Origin of the sequence: Paracoccus sediminicola, from assembly GCF_027912835.1 — a bacterium.
Lineage (GTDB): Bacteria > Pseudomonadota > Alphaproteobacteria > Rhodobacterales > Rhodobacteraceae > Paracoccus > Paracoccus sediminicola.
In genome coordinates, this window is sequence record NZ_CP115768.1 from 201,209 (window position 1) to 216,863 (window position 15,655).

The 15,655-nt window shown below is 65.2% G+C and carries 12 protein-coding genes; 8 read left to right on the forward strand and 4 right to left on the reverse strand.

Annotation, left to right across the window (positions count from 1 at the left end):
* Window positions 1-21: 21 nt before the first annotated feature.
* Window positions 22-1,065, reverse strand: a complete 1,044-nt coding sequence (locus PAF18_RS01040) for a DUF1223 domain-containing protein (protein ID WP_271116798.1) — start codon at window positions 1,063-1,065, stop codon at window positions 22-24.
* Between the two features lie 229 nt (window positions 1,066-1,294).
* Here PAF18_RS01040 and acnA point away from each other — a divergent pair, with 229 nt between their 5' ends.
* The 4 genes from acnA to PAF18_RS01060 all read left to right on the forward strand — a co-directional run bounded on the left by acnA (window position 1,295) and on the right by PAF18_RS01060 (window position 7,482).
* Window positions 1,295-4,063, forward strand: a complete 2,769-nt coding sequence (gene acnA / locus PAF18_RS01045) for an aconitate hydratase AcnA (protein WP_271116799.1) — start codon at window positions 1,295-1,297, stop codon at window positions 4,061-4,063.
* A 160-nt stretch (window positions 4,064-4,223) separates the two neighbouring features.
* Complete coding sequence (gene arsC / locus PAF18_RS01050; RefSeq protein WP_271116800.1) at window positions 4,224-4,646, forward strand: arsenate reductase (glutaredoxin); 423 nt, start codon at window positions 4,224-4,226, stop codon at window positions 4,644-4,646.
* Window positions 4,647-4,814: 168 nt separating this feature from the next.
* Entirely contained in the window at window positions 4,815-6,173 is a 1,359-nt protein-coding gene (locus PAF18_RS01055) for a cyclopropane fatty acid synthase (RefSeq protein ID WP_271116801.1), read from the forward strand.
* Window positions 6,174-6,315: 142 nt separating this feature from the next.
* A complete protein-coding gene (locus PAF18_RS01060; RefSeq protein ID WP_271116802.1) occupies window positions 6,316-7,482 on the forward strand; it encodes an MFS transporter in 1,167 nt (388 codons plus the stop codon).
* A 22-nt stretch (window positions 7,483-7,504) separates the two neighbouring features.
* On the opposite strand, the gene PAF18_RS01065 is transcribed toward PAF18_RS01060, so the two are convergent.
* From PAF18_RS01065 to PAF18_RS01075, 3 genes are all read right to left on the reverse strand, one after another.
* A complete protein-coding gene (locus PAF18_RS01065; protein WP_271116803.1) occupies window positions 7,505-9,121 on the reverse strand; it encodes an acyl-CoA dehydrogenase family protein in 1,617 nt (538 codons plus the stop codon).
* Between the two features lie 221 nt (window positions 9,122-9,342).
* Window positions 9,343-10,116, reverse strand: coding sequence for a 23S rRNA (adenine(2030)-N(6))-methyltransferase RlmJ (locus tag PAF18_RS01070; protein ID WP_271116804.1), 774 nt, complete (start codon window positions 10,114-10,116; stop codon window positions 9,343-9,345).
* Window positions 10,117-10,555: 439 nt separating this feature from the next.
* Window positions 10,556-10,717 carry a DUF1127 domain-containing protein gene (locus PAF18_RS01075; RefSeq protein WP_434802266.1) on the reverse strand — a complete coding sequence of 54 codons (162 nt, stop codon included), beginning with the start codon at window positions 10,715-10,717 and terminating at the stop codon, window positions 10,556-10,558.
* Window positions 10,718-11,946: 1,229 nt separating this feature from the next.
* Between PAF18_RS01075 and mraZ the strand changes: the two genes are divergently transcribed.
* From mraZ to PAF18_RS01095, 4 genes are read left to right on the forward strand one after another with little or no spacing between them, the layout of a single operon-like run.
* Window positions 11,947-12,462: a division/cell wall cluster transcriptional repressor MraZ gene (gene mraZ, locus PAF18_RS01080; RefSeq protein WP_271116806.1), complete on the forward strand. Its 516-nt coding sequence runs from the start codon at window positions 11,947-11,949 to the stop codon at window positions 12,460-12,462.
* Between the two features lie 3 nt (window positions 12,463-12,465).
* The gene (rsmH, locus tag PAF18_RS01085) at window positions 12,466-13,458 is read left to right on the forward strand and encodes a 16S rRNA (cytosine(1402)-N(4))-methyltransferase RsmH (RefSeq protein WP_271116807.1); all 993 of its coding nucleotides are present in this window, start codon (window positions 12,466-12,468) and stop codon (window positions 13,456-13,458) included.
* Window positions 13,455-13,844, forward strand: a complete 390-nt coding sequence (ftsL, locus tag PAF18_RS01090) for a cell division protein FtsL (RefSeq protein ID WP_271116808.1) — start codon at window positions 13,455-13,457, stop codon at window positions 13,842-13,844. Before rsmH ends, ftsL begins: the two co-directional genes overlap by 4 nt.
* The gene (locus PAF18_RS01095; protein WP_271116809.1) at window positions 13,844-15,652 is read left to right on the forward strand and encodes a peptidoglycan D,D-transpeptidase FtsI family protein; all 1,809 of its coding nucleotides are present in this window, start codon (window positions 13,844-13,846) and stop codon (window positions 15,650-15,652) included. The genes ftsL and PAF18_RS01095 overlap by 1 nt, the downstream gene beginning before the upstream one ends.
* The last annotated feature ends 3 nt before the right edge of the window (window positions 15,653-15,655 follow it).

Consider the following 15,655-nt stretch of genomic DNA (forward strand, 5'->3'; position numbering starts at 1 on the left):
GAGGTCCAGAGACCGCCGCGCTCAGTCCAGAGGCACTGCCGCGAAGATCTCGCCGGGCATGCCTCCGCGCATATCCTGCACGATCAGCGCATGGCGCGTATCCTGCGGCAAATTGGTCGAGCGTCCCGCGCCCAGCGTCACGGTCAGCCGGATCGGGGCCGCGCCGTCCCATTCTGCCAGAATTTCCGCGGCGGCGACGACATTGCGCAGTTCCAGCAGCCGGCCGCTATTCTCGCCGCTGTCGACCTCGACCGAGCGGCGCGGAAGATAGCGGATGAGCTGCACCGCATTGTCGGAGGGCAGGCTGCCGCGCGGCGTCAGCTCGACCCGGCGGCGCGCGCCTTCCTGTTCATAGGCGACCGTCACGTGATCGCCCTCGTCGCGCTGCTGCCGGATCGCGCTCATCAGATCGGCCGGGCGGGGCATGTCGATCGCCATCTCGCCGCCGACGATGATTTGCGGCGTGAAAAGTGACCGTGCGCCGCGGGACAGGTTATAGGCTTTTTGACGGGCGCTGAATTCGGGCCGGGCGAAGCTGTCCGACCAGCCGAGATAGTCCCAGTAATCGACGTGCCAGCTCAGCACCAGCACATCGCCGCGCCCCGAAAGATCGGCCAGCAGATCCTGCGCCGGCGGGCAGGCCGCGCAGCCCTCGGCGGTGAACAGCTCGACGACCACCGGCGAGCGGCGATGCGGACCCGGTGCCGCGCCCTGCGCGTCGTCGGTGGAGAGCGTGGCATCCTTGCTGCGGTCCAGGGTCGGTGACGGAACCGGGGCCGCTGTCGGCTCGGATGCGGGCGCGACACCGCGGGTGCTGTCATCCATCGCGTCGATCACCGCGTTCACATCGTCCATGATGTCGCCGTAATCGCCGCCAAGCTCGGGCGCCTCCTGCGACAGCGCGGCCCCGGCCCGCCCGAACGCGGTGCCAGCGCCGTTCTGCGCCGCGCCTGCGCTTGCGCCCTCGGTCCAGCCCTGTGCGCTGACCGTGCCGACCGAAATGCCCGCCAATGCGCCGAGCAATCCTGCCAGACATATTGCCCTGATAAAGCCTGCTGCCGCCATCATCGCCTTCCGGAAAGACGCTGCGGGAATAGGGCATTGCGGCCAGAAACCCAAATCAAGGCTCTGTTACGGCAGAGGATGCAACATGCCGTTGCCCTTGTGCAACAGCGCCTGTCATGGTATACCATCGCATACCAATTGCGTCCCGGCCTCTTGAATCGGCCCCCTGAATGGGGCATCTCAATTCCGAACCGAACGCCGTACCCATCAAACCGACAGGGAGGCCCCTATGCCCATCGTCACCGGAACCGATACCTCCAAGACGCGCCGCACGCTCGAAGCAGGCGGGCAGAGCGTCGATTACTATTCCATCCCCGCCGCCACCGAAGCGGGTCTGGGCGATTTTTCGAAGCTTCCCGCCGCGCTGAAAGTCGTGCTGGAAAACATGCTGCGCTTCGAGGATGGCGGCAAGACCGTCTCGACCGATGACATCAAGGCCTTTGCCGAATGGGCGGAAAAGGGCGGCAAGAACCCGCGTGAGATCGCCTATCGCCCGGCCCGCGTGCTGATGCAGGACTTCACCGGCGTCCCCGCCGTGGTCGATCTGGCGGCGATGCGCGACGGGATTGTCGCGCTTGGCGGCGATGCGCAGAAGATCAATCCGCTGAACCCGGTCGATCTGGTCATCGACCATTCGGTGATGATCGACGAATTCGGCACGCCCCGCGCCTTCCAGTTCAACGTGGAACGGGAATATGAGCGCAATATGGAGCGTTATACCTTCCTCAAATGGGGTCAGAAGGCGTTCAACAATTTCCGCGTGGTGCCGCCCGGCACCGGTATCTGCCACCAGGTGAATCTCGAATATCTGGCCCAGACCGTCTGGACCGACACCGATCAGGACGGCAAGGAAGTCGCCTATCCCGACACGCTGGTCGGCACTGACAGCCACACCACGATGGTGAACGGGCTTTCGGTGCTCGGCTGGGGCGTCGGCGGGATCGAGGCCGAGGCCGCGATGCTGGGTCAGCCGATCTCGATGCTGATCCCGGAAGTGGTCGGCTTCAACATCTCGGGCGCGCTGAAGGAAGGCGTGACCGCCACCGACCTGGTGCTGAAGGTCGTGGCGATGCTGCGCGAACATGGCGTGGTCGGCAAATTCGTCGAATTCTACGGCGACGGTCTGGCGAACATGCCGCTGGCCGATCGTGCCACCATCGCGAACATGGCCCCGGAATATGGCGCCACCTGCGGCTTCTTCCCGATTGACGACGAAACACTGCGCTATCTGGAACAGACCGGCCGCGACAAGGACCGCATCGCGCTGGTCGAGGCTTATGCCAAGGAAAACGGCCTGTGGCGCGACGAAGGCTATGCGCCGGTCTACAGCTCGACGCTGGATCTCGATCTCGGCACCGTCGTGCCTGCGATCTCGGGCCCCAAGCGTCCGCAGGACCACACCCCGCTCGACGAATCCGCCAAGGCGTTCTGGGATCTCGTGATGGGCGAGCGCTATCCCGAGGAATCGCAGCGCTCCGAGATCCGCTGGGACATGGAAGGCGGCGCGGACGAACCCGGCTATGTCCCCGGCGGCCGCCATAAGGGCTTCTCCGAAGGCGAGGTCGAGGGCGAGGATTACACGCTGCATGACGGCTCGATCGTGATCGCCTCGATCACTTCCTGCACCAACACCTCGAACCCCTATGTGCTGATCGCCGCCGGTCTCGTGGCCCGCAAGGCGCGCGAGCTGGGACTGGACCGCAAGCCCTGGGTCAAGACCTCGCTGGCTCCGGGGTCGCAGGTCGTGTCCGAGTATCTGGAGGCCGCCGGGCTTCAGGACGATCTGGACGCGATTGGCTTCAATCTGGTCGGCTATGGCTGCACCACCTGCATCGGCAACTCGGGCCCGCTCGAGCCGCAGATCTCGAAGTCGATCAACGATAACGATCTGATCGCCGTCTCGGTCCTGTCGGGCAACCGCAACTTCGAAGGCCGGATCTCGCCGGATGTGCGCGCCAACTATCTGGCCTCGCCGCCGCTGGTGGTGGCCTATGCGCTGGCCGGCGACATGAATATCGACCTGACCCGCGATCCCATCGCCCAGGACAAGAACGGCAATGACGTCTATCTGAAAGACATCTGGCCCTCCTCGAAAGAGGTTGCCGACATGGTCCACAGCGTCGTCACGCGTGAGATGTTCCAGGAAAAGTATGCCGACGTCTTCAAGGGCGACGAGCGCTGGCAGGGCGTCGAGGTCACCGACAGCGAAACCTATGACTGGCCCTCGACCTCGACCTATATCCAGAACCCGCCCTATTTCCAGGGCATGTCACAGGAACCGGGCGAGATCGAGGACATCAAGGGCGCCCGCGTTCTCGCCCTGCTGGGCGACATGATCACAACCGACCACATCTCGCCCGCCGGTTCCTTCAAGGAATCCACCCCTGCCGGCCAGTATCTGACCGAGCGTCAGGTCCCCCCGCGTGAGTTCAACTCCTACGGCTCGCGCCGCGGCAATCACGAGGTGATGATGCGCGGCACATTCGCCAATATCCGCATCAAGAACGAGATGCTGGACGGCGTTGAGGGTGGCTATACCAAGGGCCCCGATGGCGAGCAGGCGGCGATCTACGATGCGGCCATGCAATATGAAAAGCAGGGCACCCCTCTGGTCGTGATCGGCGGCGAGCAATACGGCGCCGGTTCGTCCCGCGACTGGGCGGCCAAGGGCACCAACCTGCTGGGCGTCAAGGCCGTCATCGCCGAAAGCTTCGAACGTATTCACCGCTCGAACCTGATCGGCATGGGCGTTATCCCGTTCGAGTTCACCGAGGGCGACACCCGCAAATCGCTTAACCTCACCGGCGAAGAAGAAATCACCATCGAAGGTCTCGGCGATGTGAAGCCGCTCGAAGTGGTGGATGCGCAGGTGAAATATGCCGACGGCACCGGGAAAACGATCAAGATCAAGGCCCGGATCGATACCGAGGTCGAGATCGAGTATCTCAAGAATGGCGGCGTGCTGCATTACGTGCTGCGCAACCTCGCCGCGGCCTGATCGTCCCGGCATTGCATGACGACACCCCCGGCCACCGCGCCGGGGGTTTTTTCATGCGCCGTGGCGCGATCTTTACTGGGCTATATCTTTACTGGGCTATATAAATCAACTAATCGCGATATATAGAAATATCGTCACCCGCCACCGAACGGAGACCCGCATGACCGTCGTCATCCATCACAATCCCGATTGCGGAACCTCGCGCAATGTGCTGACCGTCATCCGCGCTGCGGGGATCGAGCCGGTGGTGATCGAATATCTGCAAACCGGCTGGACGCGCCCGCAGCTTCTGGCGCTCTTCGCCGCCGCCGGTCTGACCCCGCGCGAGGCGCTGCGCGTCTCGAAATCCCCGGCGGAAAAGCTCGGCCTCACCGATCCCGCGACCAGCGACGACGCTCTGCTGGATGCGATGATCGCCCATCCGATCCTCGTCAACCGCCCCATCGTGTGCAGCCCGAAAGGCGTCCGTCTGTGCCGCCCCTCGGAAACCGTTCTGCCGCTGCTCGACCGCCGCCCCGAGGGCGCGGTCTACAAGGAAGATGGCGAGCTGATCCTCGACGACAGCGGCCAGCCGCCCGCCTGATCGCGGCCCGCTATGCGCTGAAATCTGCCGATTCCCGTGCAATCTTTGCCCAAATCCATCGCGTTCACTGTCTTTCCGGCCCCGGACCCTGCGTGCCCACTTGCCCGGAACCGGGTTGGTCAGTGACAGTTGCGTGACAGATCCGCTCGTCCGGCCAAGGAAGAGAAGATGAACACGCTGCTGCGCGCCTTTCTTGAGAATTACATCACCACCGGCGATCTGACCGTGATCGACAGCGCCGGGCAGATGCGGCGCGTCGGCGATGGCAGCGGCCCGCGTCTCGTGATCCGCTTCCACAGCGCCGCCGCCGAGCGCCGCGCCGTGACCAACCCCGCTCTTGGGATCGGAGAGGCTTATATGGAGGGCGAGATCGAGATCGTCCGCGGCGGCATTTATGATTTCATCATGCTCGGCTATGCCAATGCGGGGCGCGAATTGATGCCCGCTTTCTGGATGAAGGCTTTCGAGAAGATGCGCATCGCCTCGCGCCGCCTGCATCAGATCAACACGCGGCTGCAATCGCGCGGCAATGTCCAGCGCCATTACGATCTTTCGGCGGATCTTTACAGGCTGTTTCTCGACCCGGACATGCAATATTCCTGCGGCTGGTTTCCCGGGCCTGACACGACGCTGCCGCAGGCGCAGCTGCTGAAAAAGCGCCATATCGCCGCCAAGCTGCTGATCGAAGAGGGGATGGATCTGCTCGATATCGGCTGCGGCTGGGGTGGGATGGGGCTTTATCTGGCTCGCGTCGCCGGGGCGCGTGTCGATGGTGTCACCCTCTCTGACGAACAGCTTGCCGTGGCGCAGCGGCGGGCCGAGCGCGAGGGGCTGGCGGGCAGGGTCGATTTCCGCCTGCAAGATTACCGCGAGATCGCTGCCAGCTATGACCGCATCGTCTCGGTCGGCATGTTCGAGCATGTCGGCATCAATCATTTCAACGCATTTTTCGGCCAATGCGCGACGCTTCTGCGCCCCGATGGCGCGATGCTGCTGCACACCATCGGCCGCGCCAATCCGCCCGGCGCGACGAACCCGTTCCTGCGCAAATATATCTTCCCCGGCGGGTATATCCCGGCGCTTTCGGAGGTGATGCAATCGGTCGAACGCTCGGGGCTGACGGTCACCGATATCGAGGTGCTGCGCCTGCATTACGCCGAGACCTTGCGGGCGTGGCGCATGGCCTTCATGGCAAGGCGCGACGAGGCCGAGGCGCTTTACGATGCCGCCTTCTGCCGGATGTGGGAATTCTATCTCGCCGGAAGCGAGGCCGCTTTCCGCGAGGGCGGGATGGTGGTGTTCCAGCTTCAGCTCGCCCATCGCGTCGATGCGGTGCCGGTGACCCGCGACTATATCGCGGCGGCCGAAGACCGTCTGGCCCGGCTGGAACGGCAACGCGGCATCCCCGGCCCGGCATGGCCCGAAGACTGGCCGCAGGACTGGCTGTCGCATACCTCGCGCGATGCAGCCCCGCGCCCGCCACCATTCCCGCCTTCTCCGCCAGGCGGGGCACCGCATCCGAACTGAGCCGCCCCGCCCGGCAGGTCTCTGCCTCGGGACCCGGATCGCGCATTCCGTTGCGCGAAATGCCGTCCGCATGGTCTGGACATCGCCGCAGTCTTTGCTAGTCGTGCCGCATTCACGACAGTTTCATCCACGGATCCCGCAAATGTCCTCGCTCCGAACCCCATGGCGCGGCGTCGCCGCCGCCTTCATGCTGAACGGTCTCCTGCTCGGCGCATGGGCCTCGCGCATTCCCGCCATCATGGAGCGGCATTCGCTCAGCGAGGCAACGCTCGGCATCCTGCTTCTGGTGCTCGGGCTTGGCGCGGTGGTGTCCTTCCCGGTCGCCGGACGGCTGTCCGATGATTTCGGCGCGGTCCGGCTGACGCGGCTGCTCGCGGTGATCTCTCTCGTGATGCTGGTGATGATCGGGCTTGCCCCGACGCCCATCCTGCTCGGCGCGGCGCTGCTGGTCTTCGGCATGGGCTTCGGGGCGATGGATGTGACCATGAACAGCTGGGCGACCGAGGTCGAAAAGACACTTGGCCGCCCGGTCATGTCGTCCTTCCACGCGATGTGGAGCCTCGGCACTGCGCTCGGCGCAGGCTCTGGTTATGTCGCGGCCAGCATCGGGCTGCCGGTTGGGCTGCATTTTCTGCTGGCGGCGCTGGCGGCGGCGCTGATCCTCGGCCCCTTCACCCTGATCCCCTGGGAATCACGCCGCCGCGGCCGCGGCGCCCCCGGCCCGGTCTTTGCCCTGCCGCGCGGCCAGCTGGTGCTGGTCGGCGTGCTGGCCCTGTCGGCCGGGCTCAGCGAGGGCGCCATGGCGGATTGGAGCGCGGTCTATCTGCGCGACGTGATCGGTGCCGGAGAGGCCCGCGCCACGCTGGGCTATGCGGTGTTCTCGGTCACGATGGTGGCGATGCGGCTTTGCGTCGACAGGCTGGTGCTGCGCTTCGGCCCGGTCCGCATGGCCCGGATCAGCGGTGCGGCGGTGCTGTGCGGCCTGGCATTGCTGGTGATCCCGGCCACCATGACCGCGGCGCTGATCGGTTTTGTGCTGATGGGGCTGGGCTGCGCGGCGCTGATCCCGCTCGCCTTCAGCCGCGCCGCCGCCGATCCCGACGTGCCGCCGGGCCAGGCCATCGCCGCCGTTGCCACGCTGGGTTACGGCGCCATGCTGCTCGGCCCGCCCGCCATCGGCTTCATTGCCGAGATCTTCTCGCTCAGGCTGTCCTTCGCGCTGCTGTCGGTCTTTGCCGCGATGGTGGTGGCTCTCGCCCCGATCCTCGCGCAGTCCGGGCGCAGCACCGCCGGCGACGCCTCTGGCTAGGCCGGAGATCCGCGCGCCTGCCTCAGCCGAAACAACGCGCCAGCACCGCATCCGCCGCCCCCTGCGGCAGTGCCCCGGCCAGCCGACCGCGCGGCGCGCCAAGCCGCGTCGCCGCATAGGCCGGTGCCACATCCTCGACCCCGACCCGGAGCAGGGCCGAGGCCGCCAGCATCACCGCGCTGTCCTCGACGAACCAGCGCGCTTCGGCCTCGGCCAAATGCGCGACCCGCCAGCGCCGGTCATAGGCGCGCAGAGCGGCGTCGAAATGCCGGTCCAGCCCCCGCGCTGCCAAGATCTCGTCCCGGAGCACTTCGGCGCTGAGCGGGTCCTTCGCAAGACTGCGCAGCGCGTCGAGGCAGATCACATTGCCCGAACCTTCCCAGATCCCGTTCAAAGGCGCCTCGCGATACAGCATCGGCAGCAGCGTGTCTTCGACATAGCCCATGCCGCCCAGCGCCTCCATCGCCTCGGCAACGACCAGAGGACACAGCTTGTTCGCCAGATATTTCGCCATCGCCACGCCGATCCGCGCAAAGCTGCGATGCTCGGGCTCCGTGCCGTCGAAATGCCGCGCCACGTGCAGCGACAGCGCCAGCGCGCCCGCCCAGTCCAGCGCCAGATCGCCCAGCACCGCGCGCATCAGCGGCTGATCCGCCAAGGGCTTCCCGAACACGTTCCGATGCGTGGCCCAGTGATGCGCCTCGCGCAGGGCCGCCCGCATCAGCCCGGCAGGCGCGACAGAAGTATCCAGCCGTGTGTGATGCACCATCCTCAGGATCACCCGCACGCCGTCGCCCTCACCGCCGATCAGATGGGCGAAGGTCCGGTCGTATTCGATCTCGGCCGAGCCGTTCGAGCGATTGCCCAGCTTGTCCTTCAGCCGCATGATCCGCAGCGTGTTGCGCCCGCCCTCCAGCCAGCGCGGCACCAGAAAACAGCTTAACCCGCCCGGCGCCTGTGCCAGCGTCAGAAACCCGTCCGACATCGGCGCCGAGCAGAACCATTTATGCCCGGTCAGCCGCCAGCCATCGACGTCGCGCACCGCCCGCGTGGTGTTGCGCCGCACATCCGATCCGCCCTGTTTCTCGGTCATCGCCATGCCCAGCGTGACCCCGGTTTTCTCGCCCGCAGGCCGGATCGACGGATCGTAATCGCGGCTTTTCAGCCCGTCGCGCCAGATGTCGAACCCCTCCGCCTCGCGCAGCACGGCGGATGCGGCATAGCTCATGGTCAGGGGGCAGCAATGGCCCGGCTCGACCTGGCTCGCCAGATAGACCATCGCGGCATGGCCGGCATGGCCGCCGCAGCCCGGCTCCCACGCGGCCCCAACATAGCCTGCCGCCACCGAAAGCTGCATGAAGCGGTGATAAGAGGGATGAAAGCGCAGCTCATCGAGGCGCCGCCCGCCCGCATCGAACAGATGCAGCTCTGGCGGAAACCGGTTCGCGTCACGCGCCGCCGCGCGCAGATCCGCCTGTCCCAACTCGCGCCCATAATCGGAGAGCCGCGCCCGAGCCGCGATGTCCTCTCCTATCAGCTGCCTTAGCAGCCGGTCATCGGCCCAAAGGTCGCGGTCCCCGGCCTCTGGCGGCTGGTTCAGCACCTCATGCGTGTCCAGAGCGATTCGCGGCTTCTGCATCTTGCCCTCCGGGCGGATGAGTCAGGCTTCCGCAACTATGACAGGAATCCGCGCTCGCGACAGGTTTTCCGCAGAGTCGGGCACGGTCTGCCGCTGACGACCGGACGGTATCGCATCGCTGGGAAAGGGGTCTGCCGGTCGAATCGGATTGCTGACCCGCCCTGTCCCACGCGTTCGACATGACAAGCGGTGTTCGCGCTGCGCGCCCCGGTTTGACAGCTTCAGGTCACGTAGAGCGCCGACAGCCGCGCCGCCTCATCGGCCAGTCCCCATGGCGGATTGATCACGAACATTCCCGAGCCAACCATCCCGTGACCGGGCCGCGCAGGCGGGAAATCAACCTCTGATACGAGCGCATCGGCGAAATCACTTGTCAGCTTGTCAATCATCCCGGCCTGACGCCCGTCTGCCAGCTTCGGATACCACAGCACCAGCACGCCGACATTCCATTTGCGGGCAATCTCGCGCAGGAAACCGGGAATCGCCGCATAGTCGGCTTTCACCTCATAGCTTGGATCGACCAGCATCAGCCCGCGTCGTGGCGTGGGCGGGGTCAGCGCGCGCGCCAACTCGAACCCGTCGCGCCGGTGCAGCGTCGCGCCGGGCTTGGCTTCGGCCAGTGCGGCATATTCCGCTGGATGCAATTCGGCCAGATGGGCGCTGTCTTCGGGGCGCAGGAAATGCCGGGCGATCAGTGGCGATCCGGCATAGAAGCTGGCGCCGTGCCGCGCGCGAATTGCGGCGAGCGCCTGCATCAGCGGGTGACCCGTATCCAGCCAGCCCGCCGCCTCGGCCCGCCCGATTCCCGCTTGCGCCTCGCCCGTGCGTCGCGCCGCGTCCGAGCCCAGATCATACAGCCCGCGCCCGGCATGGGTTTCGATATAGCTCAGCGGTTTATCCTTGCCGGTCAGGTAGTCCAGCATCCACGCCAGCAGCGCATGCTTGTGCAGATCCGCCGCGTTCCCGGCATGATAGATGTGCTGATATGACAACATCCGCCCGTTATCCCGCGCCTGCCCGGAAATGAAAAGCGGCGGCGCCCAGGGAGGAGGAGGGGCGCCGCCGCATCAACGCTGGCCCAGGGAGGAGGAGAGGGCCGCGTATAGGTTGCGATACAGGCCGGGAGGAGAGTGCCCGCATCGCATTCACCGGCCCGGGAGGAGGAGAAAGGCCGGCTAAAAGCTGCGACGCGGGACAGGGAGGAGACGCCCGCATCGCAAAGACCAGACCCAAGGGAGGAGGAGAGGGTCGGCCTGTCTCGGATCGCGGCGGCCCCACAGGGAGGAGGAGGCAGGGCCGCCGCGCTTTCAACAGAACCTCGGGAGGAGGAGTAAGGTCCCGTTGTATCTGGTTGGCGGCACCTCCAGGGAGGAGGAGGGGAGGTGCCGCCGCAACCCGGACCCAGGGAGGAGGAAGGGTCGGGTATGAGAATTCTTACTTGCCCCAGGCCGCCTCGGTGGCGATCCGGGTGATCATGCTGCGGTTCAGCCCCAGATCGTCCAGCTCGCGATTGGACAGACTGTTCAGCTCGGCAACGGTCTGACGATAGACGGCACGACGTGCGCGGGCCTCTTGCAGACGCGCAATCATGCCCATTAATCCGGCGCCGGCAGCGCGCTCGGTGCGGGCAGTGTGGGTCAGAGTGTTCGTAGCAGCCATTGTTCTATCGCTCGTATCTTTTCGACGGCTCGGCCTATCCGCGCCGTTGGGAAGAAGATGGCCCCAATGCTGCGCTTGCACAATGGAAAAAGACTCAATGCTGCCATGCAGCAAGTGCAACCCGCCACGGATCCTCTCTGCGATTTGAGGCTCTTATCGCCAAGATCTTTTACAGTTCCGTTACCGACTGAGCCGGAAACTGACCATTTGGACAGGTCCTCCGCCTTGTGGAAACATCTTGGCCGCGCTGAGTGCATGTTTGCTGTCACAGGTTCCTCGTGACGCTACGTCGAAACCAGACCCTGAGGGGCGGCGAAAAAGCGTCTATCCGGGGCTAATCGGAGCGCTGCTTTCTTCGAAACCTCTCGCGAGAGGGTGGGCGGTGTCAGGGTCGGTTTCGAAGGCACCGAAGGCGTGGCCGCGATCACGGGTCGAGCCGCCGCAGCTACCCGATCGCTAAGCGGAGGCCGCACTTCTTTATATGCGCCTGAGCGGCGTCGTATCCTCGGCGCGCGCGATCCAACAGTTGCACATCGCCTGAAGCCCGGTGAGCGGGAGCTCATGGGCGCGGACAATAAGCTTCGCTTCTGGGAACGCATGGGAATGCGTATGGAAATCCGAATCACCACGGCGTGAGGCGGTGTGATTAGGCTCGATTCGGGTCAGGTCAGGGCTCATTTCCGCACCAAACCAACCCCGCTCTGCATTTTTTGGGAATTTCAGGGATATTGTGGAGGGGTCTTCCCGAGCACAATATATGGTATCTGTCCGCTAAAATTTGTCTAAACTTGCGCTGAGCGTGTTTAATCATCACTGATGTTACCTTTTCGTTCACGTGGCCTCACATCCGCTCACACCATATCCGCCCGTTATTTTCCATTGCTTCCCATGAATTCCCGTGGCATCACGAATTCACGGAGACGGGCTAAAGGGGCGATCAAGACCCCGAAGGCGATAACAGGCTTCATACAGGCACCCGCTTCCGACGACAGGTCCCGAGCGTGCGAGCAGCACCTCCCCCAAGGTGGCACCAGGGACCGACCCGCCAAAGAGCGGGACCCAGAGATGGGAACGAGGGCGGCGGATCGGGCAGTGGCAGCGGCCCGGTCCGCCTTTCTTTTCCGGCCTGCCGGGAAGGATCACGGATCGCAAGGAAAGGCTCGCCGGTGGCGCGCAAGTTCAGAGGCTCGGAAGAGGTCAAGGTGGACGGCAAGGGTCGCATGTCGATCCCGGCCCGTTTCCGCCGTATCTTCGAAGCCGGCGATCCCGACTGGAAGCCCTCGGACCGGACCCGACTGATTGTGGTCTATGGTCCCGAAACCTGGAAAAAGCTGGAATTCTATACCATCGAAGCCGCCGACCGCATCGACGAGGAAATCGATGCCCTCCCGCGTGGCTCTCAGGAACGGCTGTGGCTGGAGACGTTGATGAACGGCACCGCCACCGAGGCCGAGATCGATACGGATGGACGACTCGTCCTGCCGCAGAAGCTGCGTGACAAGGCCGGGCTGGAGAATGAGGCGTTCTTCACCTCGAAAGGCGACTTCATCGAGGTGTGGAGCCCGGCGAATTATTCCGAAGCCAGCGGCACGCTTCAGGAGTTCATGGCGCAGTATCCCGCCGATTTCGATCCGCGCAGCTTCCTGAACGGCGCGCAGGCCGCAGAACCGCGCGAGGCCTAGGCCATGCCCGCGCCCGATCCCGCCCGCAAAGATCCTCATATCCCTGTGTTGATCGAGCCGCTGATTCGCGCTGTCGAGCCGGTGCGCGGGGTCTGGGTGGACGGAACCTTCGGCGCGGGCGGCTATGCGCGGCAATTGCTAAAGGCCGGCGCGGAGCAGGTGATCGGCATCGACCGCGATCCGCGCGTCTTCGACATGGCGTCAGAATGGGCTGGGGCGTATGGCGAAAGGCTGAAGCTGGTCGAGGGCACTTTCTCTGATCTTGACCGGCTGGCGGGCGGCGCCGTCGACGGGGTGGTGCTGGATCTCGGCGTCAGCTCGATGCAGCTCGATCAGGCGGAGCGCGGCTTTTCCTTTCTGCGCGACGGTCCGCTGGACATGCGCATGGGCGGCCACGGGCCGAGCGCCGCCGATCTGCTAAACGATGCCGACGAGGCCGAAATCGCGGATGTTCTTTACCATTACGGCGAAGAGCGCGCCTCGCGCCGCATCGCCCGTGCCATCGTGGCGGCGCGTCCGCTCAGCACGACATCGCAGCTCTCCGAGATTGTCGCCGGTCAGCTGCCGCGCGCCAAGCCGGGCCAGAGCCATCCTGCAACGCGCAGCTTTCAGGCCATTCGGATCTGGGTGAATGACGAATTCGGCCAGCTTGCGGAAGGGCTGGCTGCTGCCGAGAGGGCGCTGAAACCCGGCGGGGCGCTCGCGGTGGTCAGCTTTCACTCGCTGGAGGACCGGGTGGTCAAGCGCTTCCTTCAGTCGCGCGCGGCGACCTCGGGTGGCGGTTCGCGCCATGCGCCGGTCGAGCAGCTCGACACGCCGACATTCACCCTGCCGACTCGCCGCGCCATCGGCGCCGATGCGCAAGAGCTTTCCGCCAATCCGCGCGCGCGCAGCGCCTTTCTGCGCGTGGGAATCCGCACCGATGCACCCGCCCGCGACCTGGACGCGGCCGCCATCGCATTGCCGCGCCTGCCAGAAAGACGGGGGCGGAAATGAGGCCGGTTCTGTATCTTCTGGTGGCGATGGTGGTGATGTCGCTGGCTTTCTGGGCGTATCGCGAGAATTACCGTACGCAGGATGCGCTGAACGAGATGGAGTCGGTGCAGCGCGACATCGCCGGGCTGCGCGAGCAGCTGGTCGTGCTCCGCGCGGAATGGGCCTATCTCAACCGCCCGGAACGGCTGCGCGAGCTGGTTGCGCTGAACGCAGGCAAGCTGGACCTCGCGCCCATCACTGCCGATCAGTTCGTCGATACCAGCAAGATCGACGTGCCGCCCCCGCCGGTGAAATACCCGCCGCGCCGTCCCGAGAATTTCGTGCCGCCCACCGACGGCGCGATCACCGATGCCGATCCAACCCCGTCCGAACAGGAGCCTCAGTGATGATCCGCATACCGCTGCGCCCGCTGGCCCGCATTCTCCGCGCCCGTGAGACAGGGCAGGACCCCGATGCCATCGAGGCCGAGAACCGTGCCCGCCGCCATGCCGAGATTCAGGATCGCGCCCGCAAGCGCGCCGAGGGTCGGCTGGTTCTGATGGCGCTCGGTTTTCTGGTGGCCTTCGGCACGGTGGGGTTCCGGATGGGCGCGCTTGCCGCCTCTGATCCGTCCGAGCCGCGGGCGCAGGCGACCGGCACGCAGATTCTCAGCCAGAGGGCGGACATCACCGACCGGAAGGGCCGTGTGCTGGCGACCAATATGCTGACCCACAGCCTTTACGCGCAGCCCAACAGCATGGTCGACGGCAAGCGCGCGGCGGCGGCGTTGGCGAAAATCTTTCCCGATCTCGACCCCGAGCGGCTGACGAAGGATTTCACCAATCCCAAGCGGAAATTCATGTGGATCAAGAAGAAGATCAGCCCCGAGCAGATGCAGGCGGTGCATGATATCGGCGAGCCGGGGCTGTTGTTCGGTCCGCGCGAGATGCGGCTTTACCCCAACGGCCGGATCGCGAGCCATATCCTCGGCGGTTCCGGTTTCGGCGCGGAAGGGGTGAACAGCGCCGAGGTGATCGGCACTGCGGGCGTCGAAAAGGCGTTCGACGGCTGGCTGCGCAATCCCGGCAATGAGGGCGCGCCGCTGACGCTGTCCATCGACCTGACCGCGCAGTCGGCGATGGAGGAGGTGCTCGATTCGGGGATGCGACGGATGAACGCAAAGGGCGCAGCGGGCATCCTGATGGAGGTCGAGACCGGCGAGATCCTGGCCATGGCGAGCCTGCCCGACTTCAACCCGAATGACCGCCCCCGACCGGCGCTTGAGGGCGATCCATCGGACAGCCCGCTGTTCAATCGCGCGGTGCAGGGCCAGTATGAGCTTGGATCGACCTTCAAGATCTTCCCCGTCGCGCAGGCGATGGATCTCAAGCTGGTCAATCCGAACACGCATATCAACTCGCGCAGCCCGATGAAGATCGGGAAATACAAGATCGACGATTACCACAATTACGGCCCGAGCCTCTCGGTCGCGGATATCATCGTCAAATCCTCGAATGTCGGCACGGTGCGCATCGCTCAGATGATCGGCGTCGATCGTCAGAAGGAGTTTCTGGACGAGCTCGGCTTTTTCGAGCCGACATCGCTCGAGATGGTCGAGGCGCCGACCGGCAAGCCCATCGTGCCGAGCCGCTGGCCCGCCGTGACGGCGGCCACGGTCAGCTTCGGTCATGGTCTGGCGGCGAGCCCCCTGCATCTCGCCTCGGCCTATGCCACGCTGGCCAATGGCGGACGCAAGGTGACGCCGACCTTGGTGCATGGCAAGAAGCGGGCGCCGGGGACGCAGGTGGTGTCGGAACAGGCGGCGAAGCTGTCGCTGGGCCTGCTGCGGCAGGTGGTCGAGCGCGGCACGGCGCGCAGCGGCGATGTCGAGGGCTATGAGGTCGCCGGGAAGACCGGCACCGCCGACAAGCCGCGCCCGGGCGGTGGCTATTACGACAATCGCGTGGTGGCCAACTTCGCCGCGGCCTTCCCCTATGACGATCCCAAATATGTTCTGGTGGTGACGCTGGACGAGCCGAGCACCGTGCTCGGCGGCGGCGAAAGCCGGGTGGCCGGGGCGACCGCCGTGCCGGTCGCTGCGGATGTCATTCGCAGGCTGGCCCCGGTGCTGGGTCTGCGTCCTGCCGGCACCAGGACGCTGCCCGACATTGAAGCGCCACCGGAAACTGGGCTAAAGGTCGCCGCGAACGAGTGACGG

Coding starts and splice junctions, on each gene's coding strand:
- PAF18_RS01040 (WP_271116798.1), bottom strand. CDS start 1,065: ATGGCGGCAGCAGGCTTTATCAGGGCAATATGTCTGGCAGGATTGCTC.
- acnA (WP_271116799.1), top strand. CDS start 1,295: ATGCCCATCGTCACCGGAACCGATACCTCCAAGACGCGCCGCACGCTC.
- arsC (WP_271116800.1), top strand. CDS start 4,224: ATGACCGTCGTCATCCATCACAATCCCGATTGCGGAACCTCGCGCAAT.
- PAF18_RS01055 (WP_271116801.1), top strand. CDS start 4,815: ATGAACACGCTGCTGCGCGCCTTTCTTGAGAATTACATCACCACCGGC.
- PAF18_RS01060 (WP_271116802.1), top strand. CDS start 6,316: ATGTCCTCGCTCCGAACCCCATGGCGCGGCGTCGCCGCCGCCTTCATG.
- PAF18_RS01065 (WP_271116803.1), bottom strand. CDS start 9,121: ATGCAGAAGCCGCGAATCGCTCTGGACACGCATGAGGTGCTGAACCAG.
- PAF18_RS01070 (WP_271116804.1), bottom strand. CDS start 10,116: ATGTTGTCATATCAGCACATCTATCATGCCGGGAACGCGGCGGATCTG.
- PAF18_RS01075 (WP_434802266.1), bottom strand. CDS start 10,717: ATGGGCATGATTGCGCGTCTGCAAGAGGCCCGCGCACGTCGTGCCGTC.
- rsmH (WP_271116807.1), top strand. CDS start 12,466: ATGCCCGCGCCCGATCCCGCCCGCAAAGATCCTCATATCCCTGTGTTG.
- ftsL (WP_271116808.1), top strand. CDS start 13,455: ATGAGGCCGGTTCTGTATCTTCTGGTGGCGATGGTGGTGATGTCGCTG.
- PAF18_RS01095 (WP_271116809.1), top strand. CDS start 13,844: ATGATCCGCATACCGCTGCGCCCGCTGGCCCGCATTCTCCGCGCCCGT.